The sequence below is a fragment of the uncultured Rummeliibacillus sp. genome (assembly GCF_934216135.1).
GTDB lineage: Bacteria > Bacillota > Bacilli > Bacillales_A > Planococcaceae > Rummeliibacillus.
In genome coordinates this window covers 1-13,068 of the sequence record NZ_CAKQBI010000003.1, presented here as the reverse complement: position 1 = coordinate 13,068, position 13,068 = coordinate 1, and the positions used below count along the sequence as shown (strand labels likewise).

At 34.5% G+C, this 13,068-nt stretch carries 12 protein-coding genes, 1 pseudogene and 1 other annotated feature; of the genes and pseudogenes, 1 reads left to right on the top strand and 12 read right to left on the bottom strand.

The genetic code is table 11. The features are described from left to right. Positions 1 to 4: 4 nt before the first annotated feature. The 3 genes from Q0977_RS02855 to Q0977_RS02845 all read right to left on the bottom strand — a co-directional run bounded on the left by Q0977_RS02855 (position 5) and on the right by Q0977_RS02845 (position 2,581). Positions 5 to 1,687: a methyl-accepting chemotaxis protein gene (locus Q0977_RS02855; RefSeq protein WP_299510423.1), complete on the bottom strand. Its 1,683-nt coding sequence runs from the start codon at positions 1,685 to 1,687 to the stop codon at positions 5 to 7. A 289-nt stretch (positions 1,688 to 1,976) separates the two neighbouring features. After that, on the bottom strand, positions 1,977 to 2,213 hold the full coding sequence (locus Q0977_RS02850; protein WP_299510421.1) for a hypothetical protein: 237 nt from the start codon (positions 2,211 to 2,213) through the stop codon (positions 1,977 to 1,979). Continuing rightward, positions 2,210 to 2,581 (bottom strand): hypothetical protein, encoded by a 372-nt coding sequence (locus Q0977_RS02845; RefSeq protein WP_124218759.1) that lies wholly within the window; start codon positions 2,579 to 2,581, stop codon positions 2,210 to 2,212. The genes Q0977_RS02850 and Q0977_RS02845 overlap by 4 nt, the downstream gene beginning before the upstream one ends. 373 nt (positions 2,582 to 2,954) lie before the next feature. Here Q0977_RS02845 and Q0977_RS02840 point away from each other — a divergent pair, with 373 nt between their 5' ends. Next, positions 2,955 to 4,550: an FMN-binding glutamate synthase family protein gene (locus Q0977_RS02840; protein WP_299510418.1), complete on the top strand. Its 1,596-nt coding sequence runs from the start codon at positions 2,955 to 2,957 to the stop codon at positions 4,548 to 4,550. Positions 4,551 to 4,618: 68 nt separating this feature from the next. Here the strand turns inward: Q0977_RS02840 and Q0977_RS02835 are convergent, their stop codons facing one another. The 9 genes and pseudogenes from Q0977_RS02835 to cdaS form a co-directional block, all read right to left on the bottom strand. Next, entirely contained in the window at positions 4,619 to 5,803 is a 1,185-nt protein-coding gene (locus Q0977_RS02835) for an NAD(P)/FAD-dependent oxidoreductase (RefSeq protein ID WP_299510416.1), read from the bottom strand. 34 nt (positions 5,804 to 5,837) lie between these two features. Then, on the bottom strand, positions 5,838 to 6,269 hold the full coding sequence (locus Q0977_RS02830) for a DUF1641 domain-containing protein (protein WP_119414963.1): 432 nt from the start codon (positions 6,267 to 6,269) through the stop codon (positions 5,838 to 5,840). Positions 6,270 to 6,953: 684 nt separating this feature from the next. Beyond that, positions 6,954 to 7,478: a hypothetical protein gene (locus Q0977_RS02825; protein WP_119414964.1), complete on the bottom strand. Its 525-nt coding sequence runs from the start codon at positions 7,476 to 7,478 to the stop codon at positions 6,954 to 6,956. 541 nt (positions 7,479 to 8,019) lie between these two features. After that, a complete protein-coding gene (locus Q0977_RS02820) occupies positions 8,020 to 8,466 on the bottom strand; it encodes a CoxG family protein (protein ID WP_119414965.1) in 447 nt (148 codons plus the stop codon). Between the two features lie 94 nt (positions 8,467 to 8,560). After that, positions 8,561 to 9,808 carry a glutamate-5-semialdehyde dehydrogenase gene (locus Q0977_RS02815; RefSeq protein WP_299510409.1) on the bottom strand — a complete coding sequence of 416 codons (1,248 nt, stop codon included), beginning with the start codon at positions 9,806 to 9,808 and terminating at the stop codon, positions 8,561 to 8,563. A gap of 12 nt (positions 9,809 to 9,820) precedes the next feature. Next, positions 9,821 to 10,909, bottom strand: coding sequence for a glutamate 5-kinase (proB, locus tag Q0977_RS02810; RefSeq protein ID WP_124218073.1), 1,089 nt, complete (start codon positions 10,907 to 10,909; stop codon positions 9,821 to 9,823). Positions 10,910 to 10,949: 40 nt separating this feature from the next. Further along, positions 10,950 to 11,163, bottom strand: a binding site (T-box leader). A gap of 57 nt (positions 11,164 to 11,220) precedes the next feature. Further along, positions 11,221 to 11,571, bottom strand: a pseudogene (locus tag Q0977_RS02805) (ABC transporter permease); the annotation flags it as partial. A 71-nt stretch (positions 11,572 to 11,642) separates the two neighbouring features. Continuing rightward, positions 11,643 to 11,822: a hypothetical protein gene (locus tag Q0977_RS02800; RefSeq protein WP_119414969.1), complete on the bottom strand. Its 180-nt coding sequence runs from the start codon at positions 11,820 to 11,822 to the stop codon at positions 11,643 to 11,645. 518 nt (positions 11,823 to 12,340) lie between these two features. After that, positions 12,341 to 12,952: a sporulation-specific diadenylate cyclase CdaS gene (gene cdaS / locus Q0977_RS02795; protein WP_124218072.1), complete on the bottom strand. Its 612-nt coding sequence runs from the start codon at positions 12,950 to 12,952 to the stop codon at positions 12,341 to 12,343. Positions 12,953 to 13,068: the final 116 nt, after the last annotated feature.

The window sequence follows — 13,068 nt, the reverse complement described above, 5'->3', positions numbered from 1 at the left end:
TTATTTATACTTTGAATTGTTGCGTAAGTTCTTGTAAATCGACTGCTTTCTTACTTATTTCTTGAACAACACTAGACATTTCTTGTAGAGTCGCATTTTGTTCTTCGATTGATCCAGATATAGCATTTGTAGATTCAGCTGATTGAACAGATTGGTTAGATATATCCTCAACAGATGCTGTAACTTCTTCTGATGCTGCTGACAGTTGTACAGAAGTTGAAGTCACTTCTTCTAAACGATTTGTCATTTTATCCACTGAATCATAGATATGACCAAACGCATCTGTTGCATTTGTGATAATATAAACGCCTTCTCGAACATTCGTTAAGTTACTTGATACCGATTTTGCAACAATTTCTGTATCTTCTTGAATAGTACTAATCAGTTTGACAATTTGTTCTGCTGAATTTTTTGATCCTTCAGCTAATTTTCGTACTTCATCCGCAACGACAGCAAATCCTTTACCGTGCTCTCCTGCTCTTGCGGCTTCAATGGCTGCATTTAATGCCAAAAGATTCGTTTGTTCCGAAATATCTGTGATTGCTTTTGTCATTTTTTGAATTTCACTAGCTTGATTTTTTAACCGTGTGATTAATTCATTTGTTTGATTTGTTGTATCCGAAATAACTTGAATTTGTTCTTTAGCAACATTTAAAATTTTACCGCCATTTTCAGCAAGTTCAGAAGCTTGCTTTGCTTCTTGGAAAATAGATTGTGAACTTTCAGCTATCAATTGAACACCAGCAGAAGTTTCATGCATAGCTTTCGCTGCATCTTGAGCAATCTCTGCAGAATCCGTTGCTCCTTTAGAAGTTAGTTCAACACTATTTGATACTTCATCTGCAGCGTTTGAGATTTCTTCAGTAGAAGCTGACAATTCTTCGATTGAAGCTGATAATTGTTGTGAACTTTCCCCTATGCGATTAATAATCGTTTGTAAGTTCTTTTTCATTTCATTAAATGATGTTGCTAATGTGCCCAACTCATCTTTTGACTTAATATGAATATCTGGATGCGTTAAATCTCCGGATGCAATTTGTTTCGCACTTTCTACAACTTTCAATAATGGTTTTACAACAATTCTTTTAACACGTTTAATAAATAGAAGTGCCGTTAACATTCCGAAAATAGAAATGATAAACGAAATAACATTTGCAACTAATACATCATGACTAGCATCTGCTTTGGCAGCATCCAATTCTTTTTGTTGGAATTTTTCAATTGCATTAATGTTAATCATTAAGCTTTGATAAGCTGATTCAGCATTATTCAATTCTAGTATTGCATCTTCATCATTTCCCGAATTTTTATATTCTATTATTTTATCTACTGTTTCATTATAACTTGCCATTGTTGCACTCATTGATTTTGTATAATCTTTTAGGGTTTTTGAATTTTCACTTTTTTGAAGTTGATCAATGAGTTTTGTAATTTTATCTTGATAACCAACTAGTTTTTGAGAATTCGATGCACTATTCTCGATGATAAATCCTCTTAAATACAAACCTTCACTTGAGAGATTCGCTTTAATCTCACTAACATCTTTAATACTTTGTACATTTTCATTTATAACCCCGTTAAATGATTCTAAAACACTACTCATTCGATTATAGTTGACACATTCTAGAATCATTATGTACACAAATAATATGATAAAACCCATACTAATTTTCTTTTGCACAGACATAATTGAATACCCTCTCCCCAATATAGATTAAAAAATCAAAAAATTCCTTCGAGTTATAATATTAGAAAAATATTTTGGGAATCTAATGACACACTTCTATAATAGCATTATTATACCAGAAAATGTAATGAGATTATATTACTAAATAACTTGTTATTATCGATTATTTTCCATTAATAGACGAAACTACCTAGTATAATTGATATATACTAGGTAGTCACTGTTTTAATTTTTTGATATTTTATAAAAATTATCTTTCATCTACTTGAAATTCCATTTTTTAACTTTCTCAAGAAAAATAACCCTCAATATATTTCTTTTCAAGATATAACTTTACATAGCGAATACTTTCTTTAGAAAGATTACTTGTCCCTTCTCGGATTAAATCTCCATAAGGCACCCCATCGACCATGCGTATTACCCCTTCAAAAGGAATATTATTTTCTGCATCAAAACCTTGTATTTTGATAAAACAAGTAATTGTTCCATGAAATGAATAATCTACAATCATCACTTGATGGCTCATGCCTTTTGCCCATCCTTTTGTTGTTTTACTATTCGTTTTCGATAAGAATTAAGTTGCCATATCGTCAATAAAACAGCAATCCATAAAAAAGGCTCATTTGCATTAAAGCCTACTGAAGATACACCACCAAATAGTGGTAAAACTAAGATTAAGGCGACTAAGTATGTCATGACGACTACTTCTATATAAAAATGCACCATTTTACCATTACTAGCTGGTGAGAAAACACTAAACATTAACAGTCCAATGCCTACTACAATCCAAAGCCAATTCGGCAGGAACCCCCAAATTTCCCACACTTTAAAGAAATCAAAACACATTAATAAAGTGGCACCTAAAATCCCACTCAATAACTTGATAGCATTCAATCCATAACACTCCTTTGCTATAAGTTTAGCATAGGAGCACTTATCGTACATTAGTTATAGTTATAGTTACTTTTATTTCTAAATATGGTGTGCCTATTTTGACATACATAACTTCTTTAAATATAGAGCATGAATCAAATTCTTCCTACTGTATAAACAATCTAATATTCGACAACATTAGAGATATCACTACAGAAGATGATCACTATAGTAGAGCTTCCATCTGAGGGTTTGTAAGCTTTGTCATTGAAGTATTTTTCCCTACTGATGTTTTTGTTTCACTAGTGAGACCTTTACAGGCAGTGATTCGCAACGCTGGGTGCTCTTACTGCCACTGCCAGTTAATGCAAGATAAAAGGAGGATTTTCATAGCATGAATATTGCAGATCGTCTAATTATAATTGGATTTGCATGTATTGTAATTGTTATATTAGCAATTATATTTCTTATTTTGTACACACTTATATTTGATCGCAATCAAAAAAGACATGCGATTTTAAGAAATTATCCAATGCTAGGTCGGATTCGTTATTTTTTTGAAAAGATTGGTCCAGAAATGCGGCAGTATTGGTTTAATGGAGATTTAGAAGGAAAACCTTTTTCTAGAGTAGACTATGAGCATATCGTAAAAGGTGCAAAATATATGCGAGAAGTAGTCGCTTTTGGTTCGAAACGTGATTATGAAGAAGAAGGATTCTATGTTCGTAATGCTATGTTTCCGAAGTTATCAGAAGAACTGAAATACGATCCAGATGTTAGCGTTAAAACGAAAAGATATTTACTCTTAAAAGACCCCCTATTTACTCAAAGAGATGAGAAATGGTCAGTAGAAGAAACATCTGCTTATTTGTTGCATGATGATGATGCTATTACAATTGGACCAAATACTGAACATCCATTTGTCGTCAAAAGCCTTGTCGGTATGTCCGCAATGAGTTACGGTTCTCTCGGGGATCGGGCTGTGACTACATTATCAGAAGGACTAGCTTTAGCAAAAGGGACTTGGATGAATACTGGTGAAGGTGGATTATCTCCCTATCATTTAAAAGGTGGGGTGGATATCGTTATGCAAATTGGTCCTGGCTTATTCGGCATTCGTGACAAGAATGGTGATGTCGATTGGGAAGAGCTAAAAAGGAAAAGCGAGATCCCACAAGTCAAAGCATTTGAAATAAAACTCGCTCAAGGTGCGAAAACCCGCGGTGGACATATTGACGGTGAAAAAGTATCACCTGAAATTGCGGAAATAAGAAAAGTAGAGCCTTATAAATCCGTAGACAGTCCAAATCGTTTCCATCAATTTCATGATGTTAAAAGCATGGTATTATTTATCGAAAAGATTCGAAAAGTTACTGGCAAACCAGTTGGTATGAAGCTTGTTGTAGGTGGAAATGACAGCATTAAAGAATTAGCGAAGTACATGAAGGAATCTGGAAAAGGTCCTGATTTTATAACAGTTGATGGTGGTGAAGGTGGTACAGGTGCTTCCTATCAAGAACTAATCGATAGTGTTGGATTACCGATTAAGTCTGCTTTGCCTATTCTCCATACCACTTTAACGAAATATGGCGTTAGAGATCGCGTAAAGATTATTGCTTCCGGTAAATTATTTACACCAGACCGAATCGCTATTGCCATTGCAATGGGTGCAGATCTCGTCAATGTAGCAAGAGGCTTCATGATTACTATCGGATGTATTCAAGCGATGAAATGTAATTCTAATGCATGTCCAGTTGGTGTTACTACTACTGATCCTGACTTACAAAAAGCCCTTGTCATTGATGAAAAGAAATATAGAGTTGTCAATTACTTAATAACACTTCGAAAAGGCCTATTCCGATTAGGAGCTGCTGCTGGCTTGGATTCCCCCGTTCACTTCAAGCCTGAACATATCATGTTCAAGGATGATAGGGGTGTTATTATATCTTTAGATACGATTTTGAAGGATATTCAACGACAAATTAGTTAGAGAATGATGGATTAACTCTAAAAAAAAACCGATTTCCTAATGGAAATCGGTTTTTGATATGTTGCGGCTTAGTATGCTAAACCGTATAATGCTTTGATGTGTGATAAGTAACGGATGTTACTTGCTTCTTTCATCAATGATGCTGGTAAACCTTTAAGTTCAGTGTTATTTGCACCTACTGTTGCGACACCGTCTTTACGTCCTAGTGAAGCTAGAGTACCAGAGTTTACTGCACTAAATACTTTCATAGGTTGACCTTTAAGTTGAGCGAATAGGTTATAACCTGCAGTTTCACCCATTTGCCATGCAACTTGAGCTGTTGGTGCATATAATGGACGAGCACCTTCTTCAGGAATTAATACTGAAGAATCCCCAACTACAAATACGTCAGCGTGAGATGTAGATTGTAAGTATTCGTTGATTGTAGCTTTACCACGGTTTACTTCTAAACCAGATTCAGCAACTACAGGAAGTGCAGCTACGCCACCAGTCCAAACAAATGTATTTGCTTCGATTACTTGGCCGTCTTTAAGAGAGATTTTGTTACCATCTACAGCTGTTACAGGTAGACCTGTTAAGAATTCTACACCACGTTTTGCAAGTGATTCAGTTGCACGTTCGATAAGTGTATCTGGTAAAACTGGTAGAATTTTTGGACCAGCTTCTACTAATTTAACATTAAATTCGTTGAAATCTACACCGTATTTTGCTGCAACTTTTGGCATGTTGTCGATGATTTCACCAACAAGTTCAATACCTGTTAAACCGCCACCGCCGATTACAATTGTACCGTCTGCAGGGTCTTTTGTTTCAGCATATGCTTTAATTTTTGACTCAATATGTGCATTGATATGATTAGCATCGTTAACAGATTTAAGTACCATACTGTTTTCTTCTAGTCCTGGGATACCAAAGTATCCAGTTTGGCTTCCTAGAGCTACTACAAGGACATCATAAGATAGAGATGATCCATCATCTAATTTAACAAATTTGTTATCTGGTGAGATTTCTGTAACTTTTGCAATTTTAAGATCAATTTCTTTCCCTTTGAAGATTTTTTCTAGAGGGAATGCTACAGCTTGTTCTTTAATAGTTCCACCAGCTAAACGGTGTAACTCAGTAATAATTTGGTGAGTTGGGAATTGGTTGACAACAGTAACTTCTGCATCTTCTTTTGTTGCATACTTGCGGAAAGTTAAAGCAGTTAATACACCACCGTAACCAGCGCCTAAAATGATGATTTTTTTTGACATAGTTAAGCCTCCATAATCAGTAATGATGTAATGACTATTTTAAATTTTTATGTTCTTCGTTCACTTGAAGAAAAGCATTCGCAAAACGGAATAATTGTTGTACTTGTGGTTCTTTTAGTAATCGAAGCATACCAAACAGACCAATTGTTTCAGTACTTTCTTCAGCGCGATCTTTTGCTTCAATTGCAGTAGCAGCTAAGTTTTTAGCTGAATTTACAACTGGAGTTGCAATTTCTCCTACAGCACCGACGATATCATTTTTTAACACTTCATCAGTTGATAATGATTGTGCTAAATCATAAATTTTAGTTAAAGTTGTCATCATTTCAGTTAACTTAGGTAGTTCGTTAACTAGAGCTGTAATAGATTCTTGTACCTCAGGTTTTAATAATTGATCCAATACATCAAGTTTTTCTTGGCTTACAGCTGGTTTTTCAGCTTGTAATTGATTAGTCACTTCTGACATATCCAATTCTCCTTTGCAATAACTTTTTACTTACTTCTTTTCAAATACACATAATCACAAGAAGCGATCTTTAACCGTCATCAGAAATACAATAGTTTGAAATTTTAATCTTGTTAGACTAAATTTATTCGATATTGCACTTTTTTATAGTGTTTTTCGACAAAACTATTGCCCCTTCGACGATAAAACTTTTACTTCTATCCTATAATCAGTGGGTTAAAAACACTTTTATAGTCTACAAATGAATAATACACCTTTCTTTTGAGAGAATCCATTGTTTCTTGTGAAAAAATACACAAACATCTGAATAGATTAGTTTTCAAACATAGTCATTCGAATATTTGTTCGATTCCGTCAGTGATCACATTAAAATAAACTATAAATTTTCAATAAATATCATATCAAAAAAATAAATTATTTAATAGTATTTATGTGGAAAATGATTTACTAGACTTAAAGATTCTGAAGTAATTCTTCAATCACCGAAAGCCTGTAAATACTAGTTTCACCGATTCACTGAGCATATCATTTGCACACCTAATATTTCTGATTCTCTATTGTTATAATTCATTTAAAGGATGCAAATCGAATTATTTTAGCATAATTATCACTAGAATATCTAACAAATATAGTGTTGTCTTTTTCACGATTCTCTATTCTTTAAAATGGATTATTCGAAATATTTTATCCACCAATGTATAAAACGCATTGAGAAATAACAGTATAAAAGGCTGGATTTTGGATTCTCGCTTCTTCACTAATTTGAAGTTCCATTTGAAAAACGTCATCTACTAAAGATGCTTTCCATTTTGCAATCACTCTGTCATCTTCTTCAAAAGTGGACCAATCTTCCATTTCTTTATGTATTTTCATCACAAAGTCATTGTTAGTAATCACTAAATCAGGTATTAAACGTTGCCACCCATCATATCCAATTGTATATTTTTCTTTCGTTTTTTCATCTATAGCTTCGAAGTGGATCTTGCCCTTCCTAGAAATCTTTTTACATGTAAAAAGAGGCTGTTGATCCTTGTCGTATGCTTTATAAGTCAAGAAGTATTTATTTTCTAAAAGACGATCTAATGCTTGTTTCACACGATTACCATAATCTCTTTGACAAGTAAAAAGTGCTTGTTCTTGCTCATTACGAACTGTGAATGCTTGCGTATCGTTGATCGTATTTGGATGTGTATATAAATAGCGTTTCATAAGGAACTCCTATCACTGAAATCTTTTCTATTAAAAACTATATACATTATAGAAGGACAAGTCCATTTTTTTAACAACAAAAGAATATAGAACAAAAAATTTTAGATAATAAAAAATCCGAATCAAAATGTGAAATTCTATTTACAGTTTCACATTTGTTCGGATTTTCTTTTTAAGGGGTTTAACTTTTAATTAATATACCGTTGTAATATTTAGTTTTGTGTTCCGTTCCGGACGGCGCTTTCCGCGGGCTTGGCTTCAATCTCCTCGTCAAAAACCGTGTGCTCCTGCATCGCTTCGCTAGCTTCGTCGCAGGACATTGAATTGGCTTCCTCGAAATTACACCGCACGAAGAAAATGTGAAAACATTTTCGAGGATCGCCATCCTCCACTTCACACATACTATTCTATATGATAATCGTCAATGCAAAATCTTATTCTTTCAAAGAGAGACTCTAAATAAAATCAATTTTATTAAATACAATTGTTCTTATCTAGTAAGGTCTAAATTATTTTGTCCTATCCTCTTATATAATCTCGCTTAAGCGTGAACTAGTTGAATTTTGTTGGCAACACGATTTGTAAGAATGCTTGTTGCTTTTGGAAGAACGGCAGAAAAAATAGGATTTAGAACTGGGCCAGCAAGTCCTCCTGCTTTCACTTCTAAATGACCTGTCATTTCCGTTTTATTTTCATCGATTGCTTTATCTTCAAAATAGCCATTTCCTGAAAATTTGTCAGTTAGACCTGTTAAATTAAAGCTGATTTTGTTTGGTTCTTCCCAGCCTGTAATATCAATTTGTACTTTAACTTCTTTTTTAAGTACACCAACATTTCCTGAAAATGTCCATGTAGATTGTTGATCATTGATAATTTGATGTTCGCGATAACCAGGTACTAAAGTCGCCCATTTTTCCATGTTACTTACGAAATCCCATACTTCTTTTTGTGGTACTTTCACTTCTACCGAATGTGATGCAGTTGCCATTATTATTCACTACTTTCTCTTTAGATTGATGTTCTATTCATTATACTATCATACTATTTTTAAATAGTATTAATAAACAGACTAAATACTTAAATTAATTGCGAATTTGCCCATTACCTGAGATAAAATACTTACTAGAAGTTAGTGCTGGCAATCCCATTGGGCCTCTAGCATGGAGCTTTTGAGTACTAATACCTATTTCAGCCCCATAACCAAATTCAAAACCATCTGTAAAACGAGTGGATGCATTATGATAGACAGCTGCTGCATCTACTGCCGTTTGGAACTTACCAGCATTGTCGTTATTCTCCGTAATGATGGCTTCTGAATGTTTCGTTCCGTATTTATTGATATGATTAATAGCTTCGTCAACATTCTGTACTATTTTCGCACTAAGTGCTAATGCTAGATATTCTGTTCCCCAATCACTTTCTGTTGCTTGTTTAATAGAACGATTTACTTGTTGAATGGTTTCATCACCGTAAATGGTAATTTCGGCATTTAGTAAAGTATCTATTAGCTCTTCTCCATTTTGGGCAAACCAGTTTTTATGGATTAATAGGCTTTCAGCTGCGTTACAAACGGAAGGTCTTTGTGTTTTTGCATTGATGACAATGTCTTTAACCATTTGAAGGTCTGCTGTTTCATCGATAAAGATGTGACAGTTCCCTGCTCCTGTTTCAAGGACAGGTACGGTAGCTCTTGAAACTACTAGATCGATTAAATTCTTTCCTCCTCGAGGGATTAGTACATCGATATATTGTTTTAAATGGAAAAGTTCCTCTGCCGCTTCATGACTCGTATTTTCGATTAATTGAACTGCATTGATAGGTAAAGTAGATTCACTTAACGCTTTATGGATAGAAGCTATCAATGCACGATTAGAATGGATGGCAGATGAGCTTCCACGTAAAATAACCGCATTTCCTGTTTTTAATGCTAAAGTTGCTGCATCAATAGTTACGTTAGGTCGAGCTTCATAAATCATGCCGATGACACCAAGGGGAACGCGTCTTTTTTCTATATGTAAACCATTTTCTTTTTCAATTTCTTCCAACACCTCACCAACAGGATCAGCTAATCCAACGACTAATTGGATACCGTCAATCATTCCTTTGATACGATCTTCTGTCAATAAAATACGATCTAAAACAGAATTTGAAAGACCTTTTCCCCTTCCGAATACTATGTCTTTTTCGTTCTCTTTTATGATAAATTGTTGATCTTTTTGTAGTTGTTTTGCGATTAACTGTAGCGCTTGGTTTTTTTCTTCTGTTGACTTTTGGTTCATTTCAAAACTTGCTTGTTTTGCTAACTGACCTTTTTCAAAGACTTCTGACATGTAGATTCCTCCTTAACTTCGTACCCATCGATCTCGATGTATGACTTCGATTGATGGTCCATCTATTTCACTAGTCTTTTTCCCCATCGAATGTTCTAGTTGTTCTGAGGAATATAGGACTTCGCCTCTTCCGAGTAACCCACTGATTCCATAGACTTCAACAACATCCCCTGTAGAAAATTCGCCATCCATATCAATAACACCTGCTGGTAACAGACTTTTTCCATGTTGTAATAATGCTATTTCAGCGCCTTGATCAATCGTAATTCTTCCAGCAACTGCAGAAAATTTAGAAATCCATTGTTTTTGACTATTGAGAATAGGCAATTCTTCTTTTTCGATATATGTGCCATCTCCATCGCCATTTAAAATGGCCAATAGTTTATCTTCCCCTGTACCTTTACCTATAAAAACTTTAACGCCTAAATCATATGCTGTTTTGGCCGCTAATATTTTCGATTGCATGCCACCTGTACCAACTTTTGAACCCTCAGCAGTCGCAAAGCCTAACTGTTCATCTGTAATTTCGGTTAATCGATTAATACGAATTGCATCTGGATTTTTTTTAGGGTTGGCATTATAAAGTCCGTTAATATCCGTTAAGATGATTAATTGATCTGCATGTACTAACCCACTTACTAAAGCTGATAACATGTCATTGTCACCAAATGTTAATTCTTTAATAGAGACTGTGTCATTTTCGTTGATAATCGGTAATACAGAACGTTCAAGCAATTCTGAAAGTGTTGCATATGCGTTTTTGTAACGATCTTTTTTCGAAAAGTCTGTTCTTGTCAATAAAATTTGAGCAGTGACAATGTTATAATCACTCAATTGTTCAGTATAAGATTGGACAAGCAGACTTTGTCCAACAGCTGCTGCAGCTTGCTTACCTTTAAGTGTAACGGGTCTTGAAGAATAACCTAGTTTTCGAAATCCGCAAGCAACTGCCCCTGAAGAAACAAGGATGACTTCGTGTCCTGCTTTTTTCAATTTTGCAATGGCTTTTATATGATCATGAAATTTTACTTGATCAATCTCTCCTTTTGCATTTGTCAGAGAGCTACTTCCTATTTTTACGACGATTCGTTTCTTTTCCATCGTATAATCCTCCTAATAAAAAAACCCTTTCCATCCTTAAAATAAGGACGAAAAGGGAACTCTTCGTGGTACCACCTTAGTTGAATATCTAAATCGATATTCCACTCATTCCTCATAACGCTTGAGACTGCGCCTAGTTTTGCTAGGAGCTATGAAGTAGGTTCTGTATGGTTTTGTTACAATGTCTTTCAGCCGGTGAACACTGCTCTCTATTACAAAAGTGACATACATACTAGTCTTCAATTCGCTTTATATTTACATATAAGGATGCATCAGATTATCTTGAAAGTCAATAAATTTAACTAATTTTCTTAAAGTGTTCGATATTTTTTCAATGACCAAATGTTTAACAGAATAAATATAAATGCAAAAGCTATTAACACAGACAAATCAATCCAAGTATCTTGTAGACCATACCCTTTATACATAACTTCTGTTATTGCATCCGAAGCATAATACAATGGCATGATTCGTCCAATATTGATCAACCAATCAGCCATTCCATCCATTGGAAATAATCCTGTAAAAAAGATTTGCGGCACAATTACTAATGGTATAAATTGGACCATTTGAAATTCAGAGGATGCAAAACTAGAAAGTAAAATCCCAAGTGACAGTGCTACTAAAGCTACACATAGGTTGATCAACAGTACATGCCAGATAAAAAGGACAATCCACTAGAGATAGCCCTTTTTAATTCTTATGAATAAATACCCTTAAAGACTTAGTAGTTTTACTGATTGAGTTTTGACGGGTTTTCTTTATTAGTTGGCTTGCCTTTATTTTCGTTATCATTTTTTGCTTTAGCTTGATCATTCTGCCCAATTACATCTAAATCATCTGGACTCAGGTCGTAACCAGCACCATATTCTTCACGGTTTACTTTATTTTTCTTTTTGTTTTTCTTAGCCATAATGCTCACCTCCAAATATAGAATGCCTTCTATTTTCTTTTCTATACTTAGAGGAAATCATTAGAAAATTGGACAAGGGGTAAGTTCTATAAAGAACTTACCCCTTGGATTATTGTTAGCTAATTTATCAAATCTAATTTCAACCCTATCATCCGGGGAATATTACGAGAAAATTTCTTTCTTGCCGCGGTAAAATTCCACTGGAAAGCTTTCTAACTTAAGCAACGTAAACCCTACCTTCTTTTACGTCCTTGTGACCCCAAAGTCACGCCAGTGTGAATAAGTATGATTAAAAACAAATAGTAGAATGCCAATACCTTCTAAACTAGCTAATCAGCATATGTATTATTATCGCATATTCTAAGGGTTTTGTCTAGTAAGATGATTGAGTATACATAGTTTCCTTAGCTCATGCTTATTTTAGTTGAGTTGAAATTTTTTTCTGAGTGATGCGAATCTTGGCCTGAGTGATGTACATTCTGCTTGGAGATGCAAATCAATAAAGACCTGCTTCTCCATCAGATTGAAATCGGATAAAGTTCACCTTTCAATGCAAAAGAAACCTTACCAGTTTCTTCAGAAATAACGATGACCATTGCATCACTTTTTTCCGATAAACCAATAGCTGCACGATGTCGTGTTCCTAGTTTTTGATCACCTACAAATAGGTTTGTAAGTGGAAGTACATTTGCTGCTGATTTTATTATATTTTGTTTCACTAATACAGCACCATCATGTAAAGGGTTTCCTGGATAAAAGATTGATTCCAACAAGGAATGTGTTAGTTCCGCGTTTATTGAAATGCCCGGTTGTATAAGTGATGAGAGTGAGTCTTCCCGTTGGATAACGATTAATCCACCTTGTCTTTTTTTCGATAAATTTTGTGCACATATAGATATTTCAGTATATTTTTCTGTAAATGGTGCTAAATAGCAGTTTAAATAGAAGGTACCTGCTTTCACTTCAATCTCACTAAATTTATCTTTTACACTTTCAAAATTTCCGAGAAGACAAAATTCATCTCCATTGTCCATTTCTTTCAAACTATTCTGTAGTACCGCAATGACTTGTTGAATATCGTCTCTCAATAATTTCTCCATCGGCGTAAAATCGCAATTACAATTATTCATGAGCAAACATCTCCCTCAACTTTTTTCAACTGCTTTATTATGGCTCTTTGTAAATAGTTGGGGTGGGGACACAATTCTCCACCCTTATCCTATTGTGTTACCTATATCTTTATATT

Excerpts from the sequence above, each read along its gene's own strand:
- Q0977_RS02855 (WP_299510423.1), bottom strand. The coding sequence starts at position 1,687 with ATGTCTGTGCAAAAGAAAATTAGTATGGGTTTTATCATATTATTTGTG.
- Q0977_RS02850 (WP_299510421.1), bottom strand. The coding sequence starts at position 2,213 with ATGAGCCATCAAGTGATGATTGTAGATTATTCATTTCATGGAACAATT.
- Q0977_RS02840 (WP_299510418.1), top strand. The coding sequence starts at position 2,955 with ATGAATATTGCAGATCGTCTAATTATAATTGGATTTGCATGTATTGTA.
- Q0977_RS02835 (WP_299510416.1), bottom strand. The coding sequence starts at position 5,803 with ATGTCAAAAAAAATCATCATTTTAGGCGCTGGTTACGGTGGTGTATTA.
- Q0977_RS02830 (WP_119414963.1), bottom strand. The coding sequence starts at position 6,269 with ATGTCAGAAGTGACTAATCAATTACAAGCTGAAAAACCAGCTGTAAGC.
- Q0977_RS02825 (WP_119414964.1), bottom strand. The coding sequence starts at position 7,478 with ATGAAACGCTATTTATATACACATCCAAATACGATCAACGATACGCAA.
- Q0977_RS02820 (WP_119414965.1), bottom strand. The coding sequence starts at position 8,466 with ATGGCAACTGCATCACATTCGGTAGAAGTGAAAGTACCACAAAAAGAA.
- Q0977_RS02815 (WP_299510409.1), bottom strand. The coding sequence starts at position 9,808 with ATGTCAGAAGTCTTTGAAAAAGGTCAGTTAGCAAAACAAGCAAGTTTT.
- proB (WP_124218073.1), bottom strand. The coding sequence starts at position 10,909 with ATGGAAAAGAAACGAATCGTCGTAAAAATAGGAAGTAGCTCTCTGACA.
- Q0977_RS02800 (WP_119414969.1), bottom strand. The coding sequence starts at position 11,822 with ATGGCTAAGAAAAACAAAAAGAAAAATAAAGTAAACCGTGAAGAATAT.
- cdaS (WP_124218072.1), bottom strand. The coding sequence starts at position 12,952 with ATGAATAATTGTAATTGCGATTTTACGCCGATGGAGAAATTATTGAGA.